Source organism: Myceligenerans pegani, assembly GCF_014892515.1.
GTDB lineage: Bacteria > Actinomycetota > Actinomycetes > Actinomycetales > Cellulomonadaceae > Myceligenerans > Myceligenerans pegani.
The window spans coordinates 138350-159490 of sequence record NZ_JADBGR010000109.1 but is presented as its reverse complement, the minus strand read 5'-3'; the positions used below and the strand labels follow the sequence as shown (position 1 = coordinate 159490).

At 72.0% G+C, this 21141-nt stretch carries 15 protein-coding genes; 11 read left to right on the top strand and 4 right to left on the bottom strand.

Annotated elements, in window-relative coordinates:
* Positions 1–103 precede the first annotated feature (103 nt).
* Both IIE03_RS23670 and IIE03_RS23665 read left to right on the top strand, forming a co-directional pair.
* On the top strand, positions 104–3865 hold the full coding sequence (locus tag IIE03_RS23670) for a carbohydrate-binding protein (RefSeq protein ID WP_192865239.1): 3762 nt from the start codon (positions 104–106) through the stop codon (positions 3863–3865).
* Positions 3866–3969: 104 nt separating this feature from the next.
* Complete coding sequence (locus IIE03_RS23665; RefSeq protein WP_192865238.1) at positions 3970–5079, top strand: hypothetical protein; 1110 nt, start codon at positions 3970–3972, stop codon at positions 5077–5079.
* 86 nt (positions 5080–5165) lie between these two features.
* Here the strand turns inward: IIE03_RS23665 and IIE03_RS23660 are convergent, their stop codons facing one another.
* Together IIE03_RS23660 and IIE03_RS23655 are read right to left on the bottom strand one after the other, a co-directional pair.
* Entirely contained in the window at positions 5166–6380 is a 1215-nt protein-coding gene (locus IIE03_RS23660; protein WP_192865237.1) for a Gfo/Idh/MocA family protein, read from the bottom strand.
* 77 nt (positions 6381–6457) lie between these two features.
* On the bottom strand, positions 6458–8470 hold the full coding sequence (locus IIE03_RS23655; protein WP_318843150.1) for a DUF6807 family protein: 2013 nt from the start codon (positions 8468–8470) through the stop codon (positions 6458–6460).
* A 146-nt stretch (positions 8471–8616) separates the two neighbouring features.
* Between IIE03_RS23655 and IIE03_RS23650 the strand changes: the two genes are divergently transcribed.
* The 4 genes from IIE03_RS23650 (at position 8617) to IIE03_RS23635 (ending at position 13780) form a co-directional block, all read left to right on the top strand.
* Positions 8617–9543: a carbohydrate ABC transporter permease gene (locus IIE03_RS23650; protein WP_192865235.1), complete on the top strand. Its 927-nt coding sequence runs from the start codon at positions 8617–8619 to the stop codon at positions 9541–9543.
* Entirely contained in the window at positions 9536–10462 is a 927-nt protein-coding gene (locus tag IIE03_RS23645; RefSeq protein ID WP_192865234.1) for a carbohydrate ABC transporter permease, read from the top strand. Before IIE03_RS23650 ends, IIE03_RS23645 begins: the two co-directional genes overlap by 8 nt.
* A gap of 99 nt (positions 10463–10561) precedes the next feature.
* Positions 10562–11887: an ABC transporter substrate-binding protein gene (locus IIE03_RS23640; RefSeq protein ID WP_192865233.1), complete on the top strand. Its 1326-nt coding sequence runs from the start codon at positions 10562–10564 to the stop codon at positions 11885–11887.
* Positions 11888–12007: 120 nt separating this feature from the next.
* Positions 12008–13780, top strand: coding sequence for a UxaA family hydrolase (locus tag IIE03_RS23635; RefSeq protein WP_192865232.1), 1773 nt, complete (start codon positions 12008–12010; stop codon positions 13778–13780).
* Positions 13781–13823: 43 nt separating this feature from the next.
* Here IIE03_RS23635 and IIE03_RS23630 read toward each other — a convergent pair whose 3' ends face one another.
* Positions 13824–14651 carry a MerR family transcriptional regulator gene (locus IIE03_RS23630; RefSeq protein ID WP_192865231.1) on the bottom strand — a complete coding sequence of 276 codons (828 nt, stop codon included), beginning with the start codon at positions 14649–14651 and terminating at the stop codon, positions 13824–13826.
* A gap of 123 nt (positions 14652–14774) precedes the next feature.
* Between IIE03_RS23630 and IIE03_RS23625 the strand changes: the two genes are divergently transcribed.
* From IIE03_RS23625 to IIE03_RS23605, 5 genes are all read left to right on the top strand, one after another.
* Positions 14775–16121: an NAD(P)/FAD-dependent oxidoreductase gene (locus IIE03_RS23625; protein WP_192865230.1), complete on the top strand. Its 1347-nt coding sequence runs from the start codon at positions 14775–14777 to the stop codon at positions 16119–16121.
* A 190-nt stretch (positions 16122–16311) separates the two neighbouring features.
* Entirely contained in the window at positions 16312–17598 is a 1287-nt protein-coding gene (locus tag IIE03_RS23620) for an NAD(P)/FAD-dependent oxidoreductase (protein WP_318843149.1), read from the top strand.
* A gap of 96 nt (positions 17599–17694) precedes the next feature.
* Entirely contained in the window at positions 17695–18309 is a 615-nt protein-coding gene (locus tag IIE03_RS23615) for a GyrI-like domain-containing protein (protein ID WP_192865229.1), read from the top strand.
* Positions 18310–18384: 75 nt separating this feature from the next.
* Complete coding sequence (locus IIE03_RS23610; RefSeq protein WP_192865228.1) at positions 18385–19119, top strand: ThuA domain-containing protein; 735 nt, start codon at positions 18385–18387, stop codon at positions 19117–19119.
* Positions 19120–19273: 154 nt separating this feature from the next.
* Positions 19274–19951: a VOC family protein gene (locus IIE03_RS23605; protein WP_192865227.1), complete on the top strand. Its 678-nt coding sequence runs from the start codon at positions 19274–19276 to the stop codon at positions 19949–19951.
* Between the two features lie 171 nt (positions 19952–20122).
* Here the strand turns inward: IIE03_RS23605 and IIE03_RS23600 are convergent, their stop codons facing one another.
* Entirely contained in the window at positions 20123–21097 is a 975-nt protein-coding gene (locus IIE03_RS23600; protein WP_192865226.1) for a DUF808 domain-containing protein, read from the bottom strand.
* Positions 21098–21141: the final 44 nt, after the last annotated feature.

Here is a 21141-nt window from a genome sequence, read left to right as displayed (position 1 = left end):
GGGGTTTCGTGCCACCGTACGGGAAACCGGTTTCCCGAAGGTGCCGCGATGTGCGCGGCAGCAGGTGGCGGGTACCGCACCCACGCATCTCAACGAGGAGATCATGTCTCGAACACGCGTAGGACCTCGCCCGTTGTTCACCGCGGTCGCCGCGTCGGCGCTCGTCCTCGCCGGCCTCACCGTGCCGGCCGTGGCCGACCCGGCCTCAGCGCTCGTCGCCGACGACCTCAACCCCGGCAGCATCACCACCGCCGACGTCGTCGCGGGCGCCTTCGCGATCATGGCGTCCGAGGCCAAGGCCGTCACCGTTGACTCCGCGGACCGTACGTCGGACCGCGGCGACGTCTACACGCAGCGCCTCAAGCTCAACGGCTCCGGCAGCGCCGCCGAGCGCTCGCTGCGCTTCGACGCGACGGCCGGCACCGAGGTCACGGTGCACGCCCGCAGCGGCAGCGGCACCGCCGACCGTGCCCTCGCGCTCTACGACACGTCCTGGACCGAGGTCGACCGGGTCGTCGCGGCGGCCGACGACGACAGCGCCCCCATCGCCACCGAGGTCCTCACGGTCCCGGCGGACGGCACCTACTGGCTGGCCTCGCCCAGCTCCGGGGTCAACGTCTTCTACGCCGAGCTCGACGTCGCGCCCGACACCGGACGCACGCCGTGGTCCGAGGTCGCGGCGCCCGTGGTAGACCAGGTCGTCGCCGGCCCCGGGGCCCCGGGAAGCCTGCTGGTCGGCTACACGGGAACCGTCGGGCCGGACGGCGCGGACCTCGCCCACGCCTACCTCTACGACGTCGACGGGAACGTCGTCGACCGGGCCTTCACCGCCGCCGACGGCGCCACCGGCACGCTCGCGGTCGAGCCGCCGTCGTCGGGCAGCTACGCCGTGGAGGTGCTGCTCACCCGGGCGGGCGAGGATGCCCCGCTCGTCTCCGAGCGTGTGGCGACGCCGGAGTTCTCCCTCCCCCTCGCGACGCCGGAGATCTCGGGCATCCTGACCACCGCCGTCTCGGGCGCCGCGGGCACGGTCACGGTCGAGTGGGGCGCGGTCGCGGAGGCGGAGACCTACTCCATCGGCCTCCGGCAGGGCACGGAGGAGTTCACCACCGTCGTCGACGGCGTCACCGGCACCACCGCCGACGTGACCGGCCTGACCGTGGGCCAGACCTACGAGGCGCGCGTCGTCGCGCACCGCGGGGGCGACGCCGCGACGTCGGCCCCCGTCGAGTTCACCGTCTCCGACGCCGTGGAGCGCTGGCAGACGGCGCACGTCGGCGTCGGCTCCGGCGGCGAGGTCATCGAGAACGAGGACGGCTCGATCACGTTCGACGCGCTCGGCAACTCCGGCAAGGCCGCCGACTCCGAGGACGGCTTCTGGTACCACTACACCGCGATCGACCCGGCGACGGAGAACTTCACGCTCCGCGCGACCATCCACGTGGACGACTCGGCGTCGAAGGACAACCAGTCCGGGTTCGGCATCGTCGCGGTGGACGACCTGATCCCGAACGACAGCTCGGCCCGGTACATGAACTCCGCCGGAGCGTCGGTCGCCAAGTACCTGTTCGGCGCGGGCGGCGAGGAGGGCGTGCGCTACGGCACGCCGGGCGCGAAGTTCGTGCACGGCTACACCGGCCCGCCCACGGAGAGCTCCGCGAGCCGCGACATGACCGACTCCCGCGCGTTCGACTGGGACTACAAGGACGGCTACGAGGAGGGCGGCAACGCCAACCCGCCGCGCTTCGAGGCGGGGGAGGACTACGAGCTCACGCTGCGCCGCTCCAACACCGGGTTCCACGCGATCTGGCACCGCGACGGCGAGCAGAGCCACGAGGTGATCCAGTACGACCCGGACATGCTGCTCACGCAGAACGACGAGGTCTTCTACGTCGGCCTGTTCGCGGCGCGCAAGATCAAGGTCACGGTGACCGACTGGTCGTTCGAGACGATTCACCCGGACGACGACGAGCCCGCGCAGGAACCGCCGCCGGTGTACGTCACGCCGGAGCTGGCCGCGGACGTCACGCGCACGACGCCGCACGACTCGATCGACGTGCCGCTCACGTCCAACGTGTACGGCACCGCCCGGGTGACCGACGCCGACGGCGCCGTCGTGGCCGACGGCCTCGACGTCGTGCCCGGCGAGCGCACCGTCGTGCCGCTCGACCTGGCGCGCGGTACCAACGAGTTCACCGCCCGCCTGGTGCCGGCCGCGGACCAGCCCCACTTCGGTGAACGCGAGGAACTGGAGTCCACCGATCCCGTCGAGATCGGCCTGAGCTTCGACGCGCGGGCGTACAACGAGCCCGGCCAGGCGATCCGGGTCGCGCCCGACGGCGACGCGGGCGGGGACGGCACCTCCGACGCACCGCTCGACCTCCACACGGCGGTCGCCTACGCCCAGCCCGGCCAGCAGATCGTGCTCGAGGGTGGCACCTATCTCCCGCAGGAGGCGATCGTCATCGAGCGCGGCCGGAACGGCACCGCCGACGCCCCGATCACGCTCATGTCGGAACCCGGCAGCCGCGCGGTACTGGATCTGTCCGAGTCCGAGAGCGGCGGCATCTGGCTGCGCGGCGACCACTGGCACCTGTACGACCTGGAGATCACCCGGTCGCAGGGGTACAAGAAGCCGCTGCACATCGGGGGCCACCACAACGTGATCGAGAAGATCGAGTCGCACCACAACCAGGACTCGGGCATCCAGATCTCCGGGCTCTCCGCCGAGCCTCCCGAGATGTGGCCGTCGCACAACCTCGTCGTGTCGTCCGAGGCCCACAACAACAGGGACCCGCTGGGCAACGACGCCGACGGCTTCGGGGTGAAGCTGACCGCCGGCGAGGGCAACGTGATCCGGTACAGCATCGCCCACCACAACATCGACGACGGCTGGGACCTGTACGCGAAGTCCACGACCGGCCCGATCGGCGTCGTGACGGTCGAGGACTCGGTCGCCTACGCCAACGGGTGGCTCGAGGACGACGAGAACCTGACCGACCTCGGCGAGGGCAACGGGTTCAAGCTGGGCGGCGAGTCCATGCCGGGCGCGCACGTGCTGCGCAACTCGGTCTCGTTCGGGAACCTGGCCAAGGGCGTGACCTCCAACTCCGGTCCGGACGTCCGCCTGGAGAACGTCACGAGCGTCGGCAACGGGATGGTGTCGCCGTCCAGGAGCGCCATGAACGTGCAGCTCAAGACGGCCGCGAGCGAGACGGACTACCGGGCGTCCGGCGTGCTGTCCTGGCAGGCCACGCTCGCCGACGAGCTCGAGCTCAAGCAGGACGACACCTCGCTCCTGACCGACCCGACGAACTACTTCGACGGCGTCGCGGCAGCTCCGGGTGACGGCCCGGCCGCGGTGACCGAGGACTGGTTCGTCTCGACGGACGCTGTGAACCTCCGGCCCGAGATCGGCCCGGACGGCTCGGTCGTGATGCACGGCCTGTACGAGCTGACGGACGTCGCGCCGTCGGGCACCGGGGCGCGCCTCGCGGGCAACCCGGACCCGACCGTGATCGAGCCGCTCCCCGAGGTGGTGCCGGTCGCGCCCTGGTATCCCACCACCATCTACACCGCGGGCGACGTCGTCGCCTACGACGGCGTCGCGTACGAGGCGCGCTGGTGGACCCGCGGTACGACGCCGGTCGACGGCTCGTGGTGGGGCCCGTGGGTCGCCGTGGGCCCGGCGGCCATGCCGCCCGTCGAGGAATGCGCGACGCCGTGGTCTGCGGACGCGGTCTACACCAGGGACGTCGTCGTCTCCCACGACGGCGTGAACCACGTGGCCTACTGGTGGACCCGGGGACTGGAACCGGGCACGTCGGTCCACGGCGCCTGGGGTGCGGTCGCCCCCTGCCGCTGACGCAGGGTGCATAACCGTTTCACCCCTCTTCTCAAGAGGTCACGAAGGCGCAATCCTGCTGTGTATCGATTCAATCGGTCAACGACGACCTTCTGGAGGAAGCGATGCCCATCAACCGAGCGACCGTCGCCGTCGCCGCGGCGGCTCTCGTCGCCGCCGTCGGCCTGATCCCCGGTTCCGCCCCGCCCGCCGCGGCCGCGGACTGCAACTCAGGCACCTCGATGGTCACCGGATCGTCCGGTAACTACACCACGACCAGTCACGGCAACACCGTCTACCGGGGCGGCGACTACCGCGCCGCGATCCAGGCCGGGATCGACAACCTGACGCCCGGCCGCACCTCGCAGCAGCACGTCGCGGTCCCGGCGAGCGGCTCGATCGGCGCGAGCACGATCTCGCTGCCGAGCCACACCTCGATCTCCATCTGCGGAACGATGAACGTGGGCAACCGGGGCGGTCGCGGCGCGATCGAAGCCCTGAACGCCACCGACGTCACCATCTGGGACGTCAACATGACCGGCAATCCGTACTTCGGCATGCGGTTCTACGGCATGAACGGGCTGCACCTCGGCGACATCGACCTCAACCTCAGCGGCGGGCTCGGCATCCGGTTCGAGCGCGACCACGCCGGGAGCCGCAACGTCGTGATCGACGACGTCTACGTCTCCGGCACGAACAACCACGGCGTCGAGACCTGGAACGTCGACGGCCTGGAGGTCGGCACCGTCGTCGCGCGCAACGTGGACGGGACCGGACTGCTGCTCAACAACACCGTCAACGCGAGGATCGGAACGGTGGACGGGAACGACGTCGCCACCGGTACCGGGTACGCCACCTTCCGCACCGCCAACCGGGCAGGCCGGATGAGCAACGGGTCCTACCCGACGAACATCGTGGTGGACCGCGTCGTCTCACGCGGCGGCGGGCGCGGCGTCTTCTGCGTCTCCGAGTCGGGCGGCGTGCAGATCCGCAACATCGACCTCGCGAACAACGGCAACAACGCGGTCCTCATCGAGAACTGCTACAACTACCGGATCGACGGCGGGACGGTGAACGGCGGCGGCGAGGTCCGCGTCGCCGCCCGCAGCGAGTTCCCCAACACCCGCGACGTCACGGTCACGGCCCGCGTGGACAACACGAGCGTCCGCGAGTCCCCGTGCGGCGTGAACATCACCTGGAACATCACCGGCAACGCACGCGTCAACGTCTGCTGAACCGGCTGTCGGCCCACCGCCGGCCGCCCCGAAACGGCGGCCGGCGGCTGGTCCGGCCAGCGAGCATCGGAGCCGTGGCGTCGCGGTCAGGCGCGGACCGCCGTCCAAGGTGCGCCGAGTTCCGAGAAGAGCTTCTGTGTCTCCGCGACGCGTTCGCACCAGCGCTCGACGTCGTGGATCACCGGCCGACGGTCGCCGCCCTCGCCGCGCCACTCCATGACGACGGCGGGGCCCGCCACCCCCGCGACACCCTGCGGCCGCACCCGGCCGGCGCCGGCCTCCACGGCCCCCGCGCCGTCGCCCCCGATCGCGCGCGGCTCCGCCCCCGTCCGCACGGCCTCGAGAACCCGCATGAACGCCCCGGTCTCGGCGACCTCGCAGAGCAGCGGCCCGCCGGTGCGCCGCGCGGCCAGCAGGTCCTCCAGCAGCGAGGTCCGGCCGTACTCCTTCTCGGCAGTCACCGACCCGGTGCGCAGCAGCACGCGGTCGTACTCGTACTCCAGCGCGATCGTCCCCTCGGTGCCGTACACGATCACGCGCGCGGGGGTTCGCTCGTGGGCGCAGAGCGTCAGCCCGAAGCCGTACCGTGTCCCGTTCGCGGCGACCACCCTGACCGATGACGTGTCGTCCGCCTCGATCGGGTTCGCCCGCCACAGGTCGGTGTCCACGTAGGCGACGTCGTCGGCCCGGCGTGCGCCGCCGATCCGCAGCGCCGTCGCCACGGCGTGCGCGAGCGGGTTCGTCACGACGCCGTCGACGACGTCGTGGCCGTCGAGGTGCCGCCGCCCGGCCCAGGCCGAGCGGCTCCAGTACGACGCCGTCCGCACCCACGCGCCGACCGCCCCGATCCCGGTGACCTCGCCGATCTCTCCTCGCTCGATCATCCGCGAGACCGCGGGCAGCGCGTGCGACCCGAACGTCTGGAAGCCGACCTGGCACCGCCGTCCGGTCCGCTCGGCCACGGCGACGAGCGCCTCGTGCTCGGCGAGCGACGCCGCGGTCGGCTTCTCCAGCAGCACGTCGATCCCGGCCTCCATCGCGGCCTGAGCGAGCGGCAGGTGCGTGTGGATCGGTGTGGACAGGACGACGACGTCGGGCAGCTCGCCTTGCGACAGCAGGTCCCCGAGGCTCGCGAACCACGTGGCCCGCGCCCCGCCGAGCGTTCCGGCCTCCGGCTCCCGCGGGTCGACGACGGCCGTCAGCTCCGCCTCGCCCCGCGCCGCCAGCTCGCCGACTCGCCGCACGTGCGACGCCCCGTGCCCGTGCACGCCGACGACGGCGATCCGGGGAACGTCCCGCATGCGGCCGGCCTCGGCCGCCACGGCACTCGCTCCGCGCGTTCCGGCGCCTTCGCTGGGTCCTGCGGCGCCGCGGGACGTCATACGATCGCCTCCGCCACGGCGGCCGCCTCGGCCGGCCCGAGCTCGGCGTCGAACAGCGCGGCGACCAGGCCCACCTGCACCGATCCGCCGTCGGGCACGAGCAGCGGCGCGTCCCAGGCCAGGGCCGGGCAGGCGCCCGGGTACTCGGCCGAGCGCACGAACCAGGGCCGCACGGTGCCCGGCTGGGCGAGCACGAGCGTCGTCGGACGGTCGCCGTGGCGCTGCACGAAGGCCAGCCAGGGCGAGTCGCTGCCGTGCGCGAGGGTCTCGCCCTCACCGGCGACGGACAGCACGCGCGTCTCGTCCGCGATCGGCAGCCGCCAGAAGAGTCCGCCGTAGCCGGCACCCGGCCGGCCGTTGGTGGCGGGCGACCGGATCTCCAGCGGGCCGTCGGAGGCGTGCAGCACGGAGCGCCAGTCGAGCACCCAGCCGGGGCCCGCCGTACCCCGCAGGGTCGGGAACCGCGCGGTGACCCGGCGGTCCTCGACGAGCTGCTGTCCGCCGCGCTCGTCGAGCCAGGCGACCGTCTCGGTCAGGGTGCCGCCGTCCGCCCGTACGTCGCGGGCGACCTGGCGGCCGTGGTTCTGCAGGAGCGTCGGCCCCACGTGCTCGATGAACGTCCGGCCGCCCCAGTGGCTCGTGCCGTTCACGTCCGCCACGGCCATGCCCACGCCGTAGTGGTGCCGATGGTCCACGGGGCCGGAGTCCGTCAGCGGTGTCCCCCCGAGCGTGTGCACGGGGTGCAGGTACGGCCGCGGCGCGTGGACGGGCGGGATGCGCTCGCCTGTCTCGCGCCGCGCGAGCGGTGTGCCGCCGGGGCCGTGGAGCACGATCGCGTCCGGCCCCTCCGTCCAGATCAGGTCGAGGTCCGACGGCGGTCGCGCGTCGCCGGAAATTCCGGTGGCGGTGTCCGGGTGGTCCGCTGTACCGGCGGGGACAGCGCGGTCGGTGGCGTGCACGCGCTCGGGCCCCACCGGTGCGGGCCCCGTGCTGGTGCGCACCTCGAGCTCGGTGGTGAAACGGGCGGACCGGGCAGGCTGAGCATCGTCGTCCATCACTGCGGCTAGCTCCTTCCAGGCGTGTCGGCCGAGTTCCGACTGCGGCACGGCGACCGTCGTGAGCGCCGGTGTCGCGTAGCGGGCGAGGTCGATGTCGTCGAATCCGGCCACCGAGATGTCGGCGGGCACGGCGACCCCGGCCTCGTTCAGCCCGGCGAGCAGCCCGAACGCGACCAGGTCGTTGAAGGCGACGGCCGCTGTCGCGCGACCGGCGAGCACGGCGCCGGTCGCCGCGTGCCCCGCGGCGATGTCGGGGCCGGCGGGGATCTGCTGGATGTCCAGCCCGGGATGATGTGCGAGCGCGCGCCGGATACCCGCGCGGCGCTGGGCGTCCGACGCCGAGGCGCCGGGGCCCGCCACGTAGACGAGCCGGCGGTGGCCGAGGCTCACGAGGTGATCGATCACCTGGACCGCGGCGTCCTCGTAGTCGACGACGAGGCTCGGCGCGGCGGGTGCGCCGCCGGCCCGGCCGTCCTGCCCCGGCAGCGGGGGCACCTGCCGGTTCAGCACGACGACGGGCTCGACGTCGGGGACGAGGCGCGCGAGATCGTCGTCGGACATGCGGGGGGAGACGAGGACGAGCGCGTCGCAGCGCAGCCGCGCCTCGAGCGCGATGGCCGCCTCCTGGCTCTGGTCCTCGGCCGTGTCCGCGACGAGCACGCGGTATCCGTCCTGGTCGGCGGCGGCCATGACGCCGTGCAGGATCTGCTGGAAGACGGGGTTCCCGACGTCGGGCATCACGAGGGCGACGGTCCGCGTGCGGCCGAGGGCGAGGTTCCGGGCGGCGGTGCTGGGCCGGTAGCTCAGCGACTCCGCGGCCTCTCGCACGCGCTCGGCGATGTCCGCGGCGACCGTGCTGCGGCCGTTCATCACCCGCGACACCGTGGCTCGCGAGACGCCCGCGGCCGCGGCCACGTCGCCGATCGTCACTGCTGGGCGCCTGATGTTCACGAGGTGAAGGTACACCATGGGAAACCGGTTCCTCATGTGGTACGTTCTGGCACGGCAACCGGTTTCTCGGTTCGAGGTCGCACGTGAGCCCTTCGCGGCGGCTCGTTCTCGGGGAAGCAAGAGGTCGACGATGACCGGAGGGCGGAATGTCCAGCGTGATCCAAGAGGTCGCGAGCACGCGGAGGGCCGCGAGCGAGCGACGCAAGGGCGACGGCCGCATGGCCGCGCTCTTCCTCGCCCCGTGGTTCGCGGGGCTGTTCCTCATCACGGCCGGTCCCATGGCCGCGTCGCTGTACCTGTCCTTCACGGACTACGACCTGCTGACGGCGCCGGCGTGGGTCGGCTTCGACAACTACGTGCGGATGTTCGAGGACCCCCGGCTGCTCACGTCGCTCCAGGTCACGTTCACCTACGTGTTCGTGTCGGTGCCGCTGCAGCTCGCGGCGGCGCTCGCGCTGGCGCTGGTGCTGGACAAGGGCATGCGTGGGCTGGCGCTCTACCGTTCGGTGTACTACCTGCCCTCGCTGCTCGGCGGCAGCGTCGCGATCGCGATCCTGTGGCGGCAGATCTTCGGCGCCGACGGTCTGGTGAACCAGGTGCTGGCGCTCGTCGGGATCGAGGGCACGGGCTGGGTGTCGCACCCGGATCACGCGCTGAACACGCTGATCATCCTGAACGTCTGGACCTTCGGCGCGCCCATGGTGATCTTCCTCGCGGGGCTGCGGCAGATCCCCCGGATGTACTACGAGGCGGCGTCGATCGACGGCGCCGGGCCGATCCGGCAGTTCTGGTCGATCACGGTGCCGATGCTCACGCCGATCGTGTTCTTCAACCTCGTGCTGCAGCTCATCAATGCCTTCCAGAACTTCACGCAGGCGTTCGTGGTGAGCGGCGGGAACGGCGGCCCGGCCGACTCGACCCTGCTGTACACGCTCTACCTGTACCGGAAGGGCTTCGCGGACCTCGACATGGGCTACGCGTCGGCCATGGCCTGGTTCCTGCTCCTGATCATCGGCGGAATGACGCTCGTCAACTTCCTCGCCTCGAAGTATTGGGTTCACTACGATGACTGATCTCGCCACGCCCTCGAAGGTCACCTTCGCCGAACCGCCGTCGTCCCCGGACCGGCGCGTGCGGCGCACCGGCACCGCCGCCCGCCGCGTCCGGTCCGCCGTGACGAGCGCGCTCAAGCACGCGGGCCTCGTCCTCTTCGGCTTCGTGATGCTGTATCCGCTGCTGTGGATGCTGGCGAGCTCGATCAAGCCGAACGCGCTCATCTTCCGTGAGCCCGGGCTGATCCCCTCGGACGTGGACCTGTCCAACTACACCGACGGCTGGAGCGCACTCCTCCACCCGTTCAGCCGCTATCTGATCAACTCGGCGATCGTGGTGCTCGGCTGTGTGCTCGGAAACCTGGTGTCGTGCTCACTGGCCGCCTACGCGTTCGCCCGGCTGAGGTTCCGGGGCCGCAACTTCTGGTTCGCGATCATGCTCATGACGATCATGCTGCCGATCCACGTGATCATCGTGCCGCAGTACGTGATGTTCTCGCGGCTGGAATGGATCAACACCTTCCTGCCGCTGATCGTGCCGAAGCTGCTCGCCACGGACGCCTTCTTCATCTTCCTCATGGTCCAGTTCTTCCGGGGGATCCCGCGTGAGCTGGACGAGGCGGCCCGCATCGACGGCGCCGGGCACGTGCGCATCTACTGGCAGATCATGATGCCGCTGGCGCTTCCCGCCCTGGCGACCACGGCGATCTTCACGTTCATCTGGGCCTGGAACGACTTCTTCAGTCAGCTGATCTTCCTCACGAAGCCAGACATGTACACCGTGCCGATCGCGCTGCGGACCTTCGTCGACTCCACGGGCGAGAGCTCGTGGGGCGCGTTGTTCGCGATGTCGATCGTCTCCCTGATCCCGGTGTTCCTCGTGTTCCTCTTCGGCCAGAAGTACCTGGTCAAGGGGATCGCCACGACGGGCATCAAATAGGCCGTCGCGCCTTCCGGGCGCGGCAGGTCTTCGCACCTACGGCAAACCGAACCTCCGAGCGACAGAAACGACGACGTCTCGTCATCGAGAAGGAGAGAAATGCGTACCTCAATCACTCAGCGTGGCCGGCGTGGAGCCGCGGTGGCGGCGGGTGCCGCCGCCACCGCCCTGATCCTGTCCGCGTGCGGCGGCGACTCCGGCGTCGGCGGCACGGGCGACGTCGAGGCCCAGGAGTGCCCGTGCGAGATCCGGTTCTCCTGGTGGGGATCCGACGAGCGGCACGCGGCGACCCAGGAGATCATCGACGCCTTCGAGGCGGAGAATCCCGACATCACCGTGGTCCCGGACTTCACGGACTGGGACGGCTACTGGAACAAGCTCTCGACCACCGTCGCCGCCGGCGACACGCCGGACGTGATGACGCAGGAGGAGCGCTACGTCTCCGACTACGCGACGCGCGGCGTCCTCGCCGACCTCGGCGAGCTCGACATCGACACGACGAAGATCGACCAGAGCATCCTCGCGGGCGGTCAGATCGACGGCACGCAGTACGCCCTCCCCACCGGGATCAACGCCTACGCGATCGTGGCGAACCCGGCCGTCTTCGAGGAGGCCGGGGTGGAGATCCCGGACGACACGTCGTGGACCTGGGAGGAGTACGTCGACGTCGCGAACAAGGTCTCCGAGGGCGCCGGCGAGGGCGTCTGGGGCACCCAGGACTACGGCTTCAACGAGGCCGGCCTGAACATCCTCGCCCGGCAGAAGGGCGAGAGCCTGTGGACGCCCGAGGGCGAGCTCGGCGTGTCCGAGGAGACGGTCGCCGAGTTCTTCCAGACCTCGCTCGACCTGATGTCCGGCGGCGGCCAGCCGGACGCCACCCGGACGATCGAGTACCAGCACGCCGGCCCTGAGGGGTCGCTCGTGGGCACCAACGTGGGCGGCATGGCGTCCTTCTGGTCGAACCAGCTCGGCGCGCTCTCCGAGGCCTCGGGTGAGGACATCCAGCTGCTGCGGTACCCGGGCGAGACCGAGTTCGAGCGCACCGGCATGTACTACAAGCCGGCCATGTTCTACTCGGTGTCCGCGACGACCGAGTACCCGGACGCCGCGGCGAAGTTCGTGGACTTCCTGCTCAACTCCGAGGAGGCCGCCAGGATCAACCTGACCGACCGTGGCCTGCCGGCGAACACGGACATGCGCGAGGTCATCGCCGACGACCTGACCGACGCCGACAAGCAGGTGGCCGACTTCATGGCGGACCTCGGCGACGAGATCGTCGACGCCTCGCCCGTGCCGCCGAACGGCTCGGCCGAGATGCAGGACATCATGGAGCGCGTCAACACCGAGGTGATCTTCGAACGCATCACCCCGGAGGAGGCCGCGACGATGTTCATGGAAGAGGTCAACGCCGCGATCGCGGGCTGACTGTCCGCTGACGGTTCTGCGGGACGCGTGGTCGGTCATCCGGTGACCGACCACGCGCTCGATCGGGCGCGGCCGGGACACCGGCCGCGGAGTGGTTTCGGGTGGAAGGAAAGTGCCGTGGTGGCTGAGCTCCTGGTTCTGAACGACGGGGACGACGTCGCGATCGCGCTGCGGGATCTCGCCCCCGGCGAGGTGGTCGGCGGGGGCGGCGCCGACGTGACCGTGGGGACGCGAGCCGTGCCGCGCGGTCACAAGATCGCCGTGTCCGACGTCGGCCGGCGGGCGCCCGTGCGCAAGTACGGCCAGGTCATCGGGATGGCGACGACGGACATCGCCCCAGGCGACCACGTCCACACCCACAACCTCGCGTTCGACGACGAGGCAGCCCTGGCCCTCCGCCGAGGCAGCGGCCCGGAGCCGGCCGGCCCCGGGTCTCCGGGCGCTGACGGTGGTCCCGCGAGGGACCGCCGCGATCCGGCAGCGGGACCGGAAGGGAAGCGGCCCACCTTCCGCGGGTACCGGCGGGCCGACGGGCGGGTCGGGACGCGCAACTACCTCGCGATCCTCACCAGCGTGAACTGCTCGGCGACCACCGCGAAGATGATCGCCGACCAGTTCCGCGGCGCCGCCCTCGACGAGTTCCCGAACGTCGACGGCGTCATCGCCCTCACCCACACCAGCGGCTGCGGGATGGTGCCCGACTCCGAGGGCGGCCGGATGCTGATCCGCACCCTGCGGGGACACGCGGCACACCCGAACGTCTCCGGCCTGCTCGTGCTCGGCCTGGGCTGCGAGATGGTCCCGGGTTCGGCCCTGTCGGCCCGCTCGGGCCGGAGCGTCGACCTCGGCATGCCGACGCTCGGCGCCCCCGGCGCCTCATCGGGCCGGACCCTGGAGCAGACCGTTGCCGAGGACGCGGCCGGCCGGGCGCCGTCGTCGGACATCCCCGGTAGCGGCGGGAACCCGGGAGCCGGTGCGGACCCCGCGACCGGCGTCGATGCCGGGCTGCTCGCCTCCATCCCCGCCGACACCGTGGTGCGGTCGCTGACCATCCAGGAGTCGGGCGGCGTGCGGGCGACCGTCCGTGCGGGCGTCGCCGCCGTGCGCGAGATGCTGCCGCACGTCGACGCGCGGGAGCGCGAGGAGTGCGACGTCTCGGAGCTCGTGCTGGGGCTGGAGTGCGGCGGTTCCGACGGCTACTCGGGTGTGACGGCGAACCCGGCGCTGGGCTGGGCCTCGGATCGCCTGGTTGCCCTCGGCGGCACGTCCGTGCTGGCCGAGACGCCCGAGGTGTACGGGGCCGAACACCTGCTCACGGCGCGCGCGACGGAGCCCGCCGTCGCCAAGAGACTGCTCGACCGCATCGACTGGTGGCGCGACTACGTCGCCGCGGGCGGCGGGACGCTCGACAACAACCCCTCGCCGGGGAACAAGGCCGGCGGGCTCACCACGATCCTGGAGAAGTCGCTCGGCGCGGTGGCCAAGGGCGGTACCGCGCCCCTGTCCGCCGTGTACGAGTACGCGGAACCGATCGCGCCCAGGGCCGGGTTCACCTTCATGGACACGCCCGGCTACGACCCGGTGTCGGTGACGGGCATGGTCGCGGGCGGGGCTAACGTCGTCGTCTTCACGACCGGCCGCGGATCGGTGTTCGGCTGCCGACCGACGCCCTCGATCAAGGTCGCCACGAACACGCCCATGTACTCGGCGATGGCCGAGGACATGGACGTGAACGCGGGGGTGGTCGTGGACGGCACGGCGTCGCTGGAGGACGTCGGGCGGGAGATCCTCGATCTGATCCTCGCGGTCGCGTCCGGGGAACGGACGGTGAGCGAGGACCTGGAGATCGGCGCCGAGGAGTTCATCCCCTGGCACGTCGGCGCGGTCACCTGACGCCCGCCGCGTGCCCTCGCGCGGCAGGCGGCAGGCCCGGGGACTACGCCCGCGTCACCGGCTGCTGGATTTCCGTGACCCAGTCGGACTGGTCCTCGCGTTCCGCCCGCACGTACAGCTCGCGGCCCCCGGCCGAGGGCGCCCAGCCGCGCGCCGCCATCTCGGTGTGGAGGGCCTGCCACGTCGCCCCGATGCCCTGCATCGTCCCGACGTGCACGGTGCAGGCGGCCTCCGGGGCCGCGGGAAGCTCGACGATCTCGATGCCGTCGAGCGGCTCGCCGCCGTACTCGTAGCCGATGACGGCGGTCATGCCGTCGTCGGTCATCTCGTACCTGGCGATCGGGGTCTCCAGCATGCCGGGGCCGTGCGCGTCCGTCAGGATCTTCCCGACGGCGTCGAACGTGGGCCCGACGACCCCGCCGATCTCCGGCTGCTCCGACACGTTGACGGTCCGCGCCGCGAGCCGCACGGCGGGGAGGTCCTTGGTGATGATCTCGATGGTCATGGTCTTCTCCTCGATCAGGCGGAGCCGCCGTTCCACGTCGGTGAGCCGCATGGTCGCGAGGGCGTGCTCACGTTCGAGCTCCTCGCGACGGGCCTCGAGCAACGCCCTGATCCGGACGACGTCGGTCCCGGTGCCGCCGGCACCGTCCCCGTCGTCGGCCAGGACCACCGCGATGGCCTCCAGCCCGAACCCCAGTTGCCGCAGCGCCACGATCCGGTGGAGCCGCGAGAGCTGGGACGGGTCGTAGGACCGGTACCCGTTGAACTCGTCGACGTGTGCGGGCACGAGCAGCCCGGCCTGGTCCCAGTGCCGCAGCATGCGGTGAGTGACCTGGCCGATCTGCGCGAAGGCTCCGATGGACAACACGGTCCAGTTCTCCCGCCTGACATCGTGTGAGGGTCAAGCCCATGGTGCCCGGCCGCCATGTGCGGGCGCATCCCGCCGCCGGAGTTCGACCGGCGGGATCAGCGGCCCGCTAGTGTCGTCTCGATGAGCACCGCCACCGCAGGACAGCGTCCGCCCCGCATCCTCGTCGTCGGCGCCGGGCCCGCCGGCTCCGTCACCGCGATCGCGCTGCGCCGCGAGTTGCCCGACGCCGAGGTCACCCTCGTCGACAAGGCTGCCTTCCCACGGGACAAGACCTGCGGCGACGGCATGGGACCGGGCGCTCGGCGGATCCTGGAGAGCCTGGGCCTGAGCGAGGTCTTCGCGCGCTTCCACACCCCGACCGGCGTCGCGATCACCGGTCCCGGCGGCGCGACCGCCGCCATCGAGGACTCCACGATCGCCCACGGCGACTTCCGCGGATACGTCGTGCCGCGGCTGGACCTCGACGAGGCCCTCAAGGACGCCGCCGTCGCGGCCGGGGCGCGGTTCCGCGAGGGCGTCTCGTTCAAGGGCATCGAGGTGTCCGACGGCGTCCGCGGCGTGGTACCGGGCGAGGGCGCGGTGTCGCCCGACGACCCGTCCGCCCCGGGCAAGCTCGTGCCCGACGGCACCACGACCGCCGTCGTCCACCTCGAACAGCACGGCAGCACCACCGCCGAGCCCTACGACCTCGTGGTCGGCGCGGACGGCGCGTACTCCGCCGTGCGGCGCGCGCTCGGCATCGACCGGCCGGCGAAGAAGCACACGATCATCGCCACACGCGCCTACGCCACGGTGAAGCACCCCGACCTCGTGCTGAGCGACACCCTCCGCTTCGACTTCATCGACGAACTGCTGCCGGCCTACGGCTGGGTCTTCCCGCTGCCGGACGACCGGGCCAACGTCGGGATCGGCATCCCGGTGGACCTGCTCGCCACCCGGAGCCGAAAGCTGGGCGAGCTGTTCGACGCCTACGTCGCCGACCTGCGGCGGCGCGGGTTCGACGTGTCCGACGTCGGCGAGCCGGCCACCCATCAGCTGCCCCACGCCGGCGCCAGGCAGGCGATGACGGCACGCCCGTACCCCGCAGTGCTGCTCGGCGACGCGGCGGCGACGATCAACACGCTGTCCGGCGAGGGCATCTTCTACGCGATGGCCGCCGGCGTGCAGCTCGCGGAACACCTCGCGGCGGCCCGTGCGGCCGGCGGCGCCGACGCGCTGCGCGGCCCGGGCGCGCTGCGGACGCTGCGCGGGTTCGAGCGAGCGTTCACGCGACGGTTCGCCCACCACCACCGGACGTGCGGCCTCGGGCAGCGCCTCATGCGGTCGAGCAGGTGGGCCCGGTTCACCATCGACTCCGTGGGCCGGGACCAGTCCGCCATGGCGACGGTGACGTCGATGATGTTCGACGAGGGATCGGTCGGCCTGAGTCACGTGCTCCGCGCCGCGGTCCGCGGCGCGTTCCGCTGACCCGCACGGCGGCGCGCAGGCCGCCGACCTGCGCGGGAACCCGCCGACCGACGCCGAACGTTCACGAGATGTCCCGACTCCTTATCACGGTCTGTTGCGCGGCCCTCCACTGCCAGGTGGAGCATGGACCCGTCAACGCGCTCGACGGAGAGGGCATCCGCACGCCATCGCACCGCCCGAGGAGAATCCCGTGCCCGCACACCCCGCCGCCCCCGGGCCCGGCGCCCTGCCCGGCCGGCGGCCGCCCGAGTCCGCGATCGTCGTCGGCGCCGGGATGGTCGGTCTCGCCACCGCCTGGCACCTGCAGGAACGCGGCGTGGAGGTGACCGTCGTGGACCGCACGGGCGTCGCTGCCGGGTCCTCCTGGGGCAATGCCGGATGGCTCACGCCCGGCATGGCGATGCCGCTCGCCGACCCCTCGCTGTGGACCTACGGCCCGCGCGCCCTGCTCGACCCCGACGCCGCGCTCTCCGTCCCGTTCCGCTGGGATGCCGGCCTCCGGGCCTTCCTCGCCCGGTTCATGCGCCACGCGACGCCGGGCGCCTGGCGCCGCGCGATGGACGCGCTCACCCCGATCGCCCAGGCCTCTCTCGACGCGTACGACGAGCTCGTCGCCGAAGGCGTGCACGCCGACACCCATCCCTCGCGCTGGGTGGTTGCGTTCGAGAACGCGAAGCAGGTCGGCCCGTTCGCCCACGAGCTCGACGGCGTGGCGGCCGCCGGCCAGGACGTCCCGCTGCGGAAGGTGCCCGACGGCGGCCCCCACCTGTCCCCGGCCGTGACCTCCGTCTGGGAGCTGGGCGGGCAGCGGTACATCGAGCCGGGGCCCTTCGTGCAGGCGCTCGCGGGCGCGGTGATCGCGCGCGGCGCGAAGATCGTCGCGAACGCGCCGGTGACCGGCGTGCGCCCGGCGCGAACCGGTGAGCGCGGCGGGGTCCGCGTGTCCGTCGCCGACCACGACGAGATGGCCGCGGACGTCGTCGTGCTCGCGACCGGCGCCTGGCTGCCGCGGCTGGCCCGGCGGTTCGGCGTGCGGACGCCGGTGCAGGCGGGCCGCGGCTACTCGTTCACGGTGCCGGTCGAGGGCGAGCCGATCGATCATCCGATCTACTTCCCGGCGCGGCGCGTGGCCTGCACCCCGTACCAGGGGCGCCTGCGCGTCGCGGGCACCATGGAGTTCCGCGGCCCGGACGAGCCGCTGCGGCAGCGCCGGGTCGAGGCGATCGCGAACTCCGTGCGGGGCCTGCTCCGCGGCGTGGACCTGGACGACCGCGCGGACGTCTGGGTGGGCGCGCGCCCCGTCACGCCGGACGGCCTGCCCCTGGTCGGGGCGACGGCCGCTCCCGGCGTGTACGTGGCGGGCGGGCACGGCATGTGGGGCATGGTGCTGGGCCCGGCGACCGGCCGCGCACTGGCGGCACGGATCATGACGGGCAGCACCCCCGAGGAGATCAGGTCGTTCGACCCGCTGCGGTGAGCGGTCCTGGCGTCGGACGGCGGTGTCGGTGACCCTCTCTACGATGGCGGCGAGGCGTCCGGGACGGTGCCGGAGCCGCTCGGCGAGGAGGACGCGATGGCGAAGTACGACGTCAAGACCGCGCACAGGGCGCTCTACGCGCCGTCCGCCCAGGAGTTCGTGGAGGTCGAGGTCCCCGGGTTCCGGTACGTCGCGGTCGACGGGGAGGGAGATCCGAACACCGCGGAGTCCTACGCGCGGGCGGTCGAGGCGGTGTACGGGGTGTCGTACACGCTGAAGTTCGCCGGCAAGGCGGACGGCCGCGACCATGTGGTCGGCCCCCTGGAGGCGCTGTGGCGCGCGGACGACCCGAGCGTGTTCCTCAGCCGCGACAAAGGGGCCTGGGAGTGGACGGTGATGATCTGGCAGCCGGACTGGGTCGATGGCACGGCGGTCGAGCACGCGGTGGCGGACGTCTCGCGGAAGAAGCCGAACCCGGCGCTCGCCGGTCTGCGGTTGTTCGCCCCGCGGGAGGGGCGGTGCGTGCAGATCCTGCACGTCGGCCCCTACGACGACGAGGGCCCCACACTGGCGCGCCTGCACGACGAGTACCTGCCCGCCCATGGCTTGGCCTTCAACGGCGACCACCACGAGATCTACCTCTCCGACCCGCGTCGCGTCGCGCCCGCGAAGCTCCGCACGGTGCTGCGGCAGCCGGTCCGTGCGGTGTGATCGGATGACCGACCAGGATCGGGTCGGGACGGACGCGGGAGGTCCGTCGTCGCGGGCGCGCCTAGGATCGGCGGCGTGACGACGCGCATACTTGTCCTGGCCGGCCGCGGGCGGTACGAGGACCCCTGGCACGACCATGCCGCCACCTCGCACGAGGTCGCGCGGATCCTCGGCGCACCGGGCGCGGTAGGGGGCGACGACGTCGTGGTGCGGGTCCGCTCGACGTGGCAGGAAGCGCTGGATGACCTGGACGACGTCGGCCTGCTGGTCCTGAACTCCGGCCGCGGCCGGACCGATCCGGAGTTCGACGGAGCCGACGGCGACTGGACGGCGTTCCACGAACGGCTCGCCGGCTGGGCGCGCTCCGGCGGGGCGATCCTCGCGCTGCACCAGGCGGCGAACACCTTCGCCGACGCGCCGGGATTCGAGGCGATCCTCGGCGGGCGCTGGATCCCCGGTGTCTCGATGCATCCGCCGATCGGCGACGCGGTGTTCGACGTCGTCCCCGGGCACCCCGTCACCGACGGACTCGGCAACGCCCTGGGCGGCGCCGGCGCGATCGACGCGTACGACGAGCGGTACTGCCATCTCGTGGTGTCCGAGTCCTCGCGGGTTCTCCTGACGACGCGCGGTCCGGCCGAGTCCGGCTTCGGCGCCGACGACGGCGCCCGCGTGCACCCCGTCGCCTGGGCCGCCGAGGCGCACGGCGGCCGCACGGTCTACTCGGGCCTGGGCCACGACGTCCGCTCCTACGGCTCGGCAGCCCATCGTGCGTTCCTCCGGGCGGCGGCCGCCTGGCTCCTCGCCTGACTGCGAGGATCGCTCCCGCGGCCTGTTCGTGCTGGGCCGTGCTCGGGGTGGCCGTGCGTGTGACTCCTCGCCTGAGACAGCCGGCCGCGCCCCCGACGTCGCGGCCGGGTCGGGGGTTGACCTCAAGTGATGTTGAGGTTGTTTCATCGTGCCCATGCAGATCACACGTGTGGAGACAGTGACCCGGTCCGTCGTCGAGACCGCCGAGTACTACGAGGGCGTCCTCGGGCTGTCCGTCGCCAGGCGTACGACGGCCGACGGCGAGCGGGCGGAGGTCGCACTCGGCGACACCATGCTCGTCCTCCGGCAGGACGACACCGCCCCGGGCGACCAGCACTACGCGTTCCTGATCCCGGCGAACCAGGTGACCGCGGCCCACGACTGGCTCGCCCAGCGGGTCGCGCTCCTGAGCGGCGAGCACGAGGCGCAGAGTTCCTGGAACGCCCGCTCCGTCTACTTCCACGGCCCGGACCGGTCGGTGCTCGAGGTCATCGCGCGCCGGGACCTGGGCAATGCGGCGGACGGCCCGTTCGGCCCGCGCAGCCTCCTCGGCGTCAGCGAGGTCGGGATCGCCGTGCCCGACGTCGTCGCCGTGGCCGACCGGCTCGGCGCGGAGGCCGGGATCAGGCGCTACGTGCACGCCGACGACGGCTCGCCGACGTTCACGACCGTCGGCGATCTCCACGGGATGCTGGTGCTGGTCGCGCCCGGCCGCACCTGGTTCCCCACGGAGAACCGCGTCGTCGCGGAGCCGCCCATCACGGTGACCGCCACGGGCGCGACGCCGGGCACCTACGACCTGGCCCCGGGCCGCCGCCTCGTCGTGCGCTGACCGCGGCAGGTGCGTGTCGCAGGTACTGGCCTGCGGTCGGTCCGTCGCGGGTGCAGGTCGGTTGCTTGCCGGATGGTCGGCCGCCCGGGCGACCGGCCGCTCGGCATCGGGCTGACCGCTCGGCATCGGACCGGCGTCGCCGGCGGCGTGGATTCCGAGGTCCGGGTGAGCCTACGCCTGCTCGGCAGGCGCGGGATCCGACGTCTCCCCCGGCTCCGCCGGCTTGCGGCGCGGCAGGAGGTGCATGACCCCGACGACGGCGCCGCCCACCACCAGGCCCAGGACGGCCGAGCAGAGCGTGTTGAACAGCCATGCGAGGGCCGCGCCGGCGACCGGAACGGCGTGGTGGACGGCCTCCTCGATGCCGTGCACCCAGCCGTACAGCGCGTGCCAGCCGAGCTCGTCGAGACCCACGAGCAGGATGTGCCCGCCGACCCAGAGCATCGCGATCGTGCCGATCACGGAGATGGCGCTGAGCAGCTTCGGCATCCCCTCCACCAGCGCACGGCCGACCCGCCGGCTGGTGGGGGACTCGCGCTGCGTCATGAGGAGTCCGACGTCATCCATCTTCACGATGAGCCCGACCACGCCGTAGACGACGACGGTGATGATGAGCGCCACGACGATCAGGGCGCCGAGCCGGAACCAGAAGGACGAGTCCGCGACCTCGTTGAGGGCGATCACCATGATCTCGGCCGAGAGGATCAGGTCGGTGCGGATGGCACCCGAGATCACCGCCTTCTCGGACTGCTCGCCCTTGACGACGGCCGGCACCTCGTGGTCCTCGTGCTTGTGGAACCAGCCGAGGATCTTGTGCGTGCCCTCGAACGCGAGATACGTGCCGCCGATCATGAGGATCGGCGTGAGCGCCCAGGGCGCCCACACCGACAGGATCAACGCGATCGGCAGGATGATCAGCAGCTTGTTGCGGATCGACCCCCAGGCGATCTTCTTGACGATCGGGAGCTCGCGCGCGGCGGTGACACCGTGCACGTACTGCGGCGTCACGGCCGTGTCGTCGATCACGACGCCCGCGGCCTTGGCGGTGGCCCTGCCGGCGGCGGCGCCGACGTCGTCGATGGACGCGGCGGCGAGGCGGGCGAGCGCCGCGACGTCGTCCAGCAGCCCGAGAAGGCCGGCGCTCATCGGCTCGTCTCCGATGAACGGGGGGCGGTGTGCGCAACGTGCAT

What these genes read in the sequence shown, in the direction of transcription:
- IIE03_RS23660 (WP_192865237.1), bottom strand. Translation starts at nt 6,380, where the DNA reads ATGCGGGACGTTCCCCGGATCGCCGTCGTCGGCGTGCACGGGCACGGG.
- IIE03_RS23605 (WP_192865227.1), top strand. Translation starts at nt 19,274, where the DNA reads ATGCAGATCACACGTGTGGAGACAGTGACCCGGTCCGTCGTCGAGACC.
- IIE03_RS23625 (WP_192865230.1), top strand. Translation starts at nt 14,775, where the DNA reads ATGAGCACCGCCACCGCAGGACAGCGTCCGCCCCGCATCCTCGTCGTC.
- IIE03_RS23615 (WP_192865229.1), top strand. Translation starts at nt 17,695, where the DNA reads ATGGCGAAGTACGACGTCAAGACCGCGCACAGGGCGCTCTACGCGCCG.
- IIE03_RS23600 (WP_192865226.1), bottom strand. Translation starts at nt 21,097, where the DNA reads ATGAGCGCCGGCCTTCTCGGGCTGCTGGACGACGTCGCGGCGCTCGCC.
- IIE03_RS23650 (WP_192865235.1), top strand. Translation starts at nt 8,617, where the DNA reads ATGTCCAGCGTGATCCAAGAGGTCGCGAGCACGCGGAGGGCCGCGAGC.
- IIE03_RS23670 (WP_192865239.1), top strand. Translation starts at nt 104, where the DNA reads ATGTCTCGAACACGCGTAGGACCTCGCCCGTTGTTCACCGCGGTCGCC.
- IIE03_RS23665 (WP_192865238.1), top strand. Translation starts at nt 3,970, where the DNA reads ATGCCCATCAACCGAGCGACCGTCGCCGTCGCCGCGGCGGCTCTCGTC.
- IIE03_RS23645 (WP_192865234.1), top strand. Translation starts at nt 9,536, where the DNA reads ATGACTGATCTCGCCACGCCCTCGAAGGTCACCTTCGCCGAACCGCCG.
- IIE03_RS23640 (WP_192865233.1), top strand. Translation starts at nt 10,562, where the DNA reads ATGCGTACCTCAATCACTCAGCGTGGCCGGCGTGGAGCCGCGGTGGCG.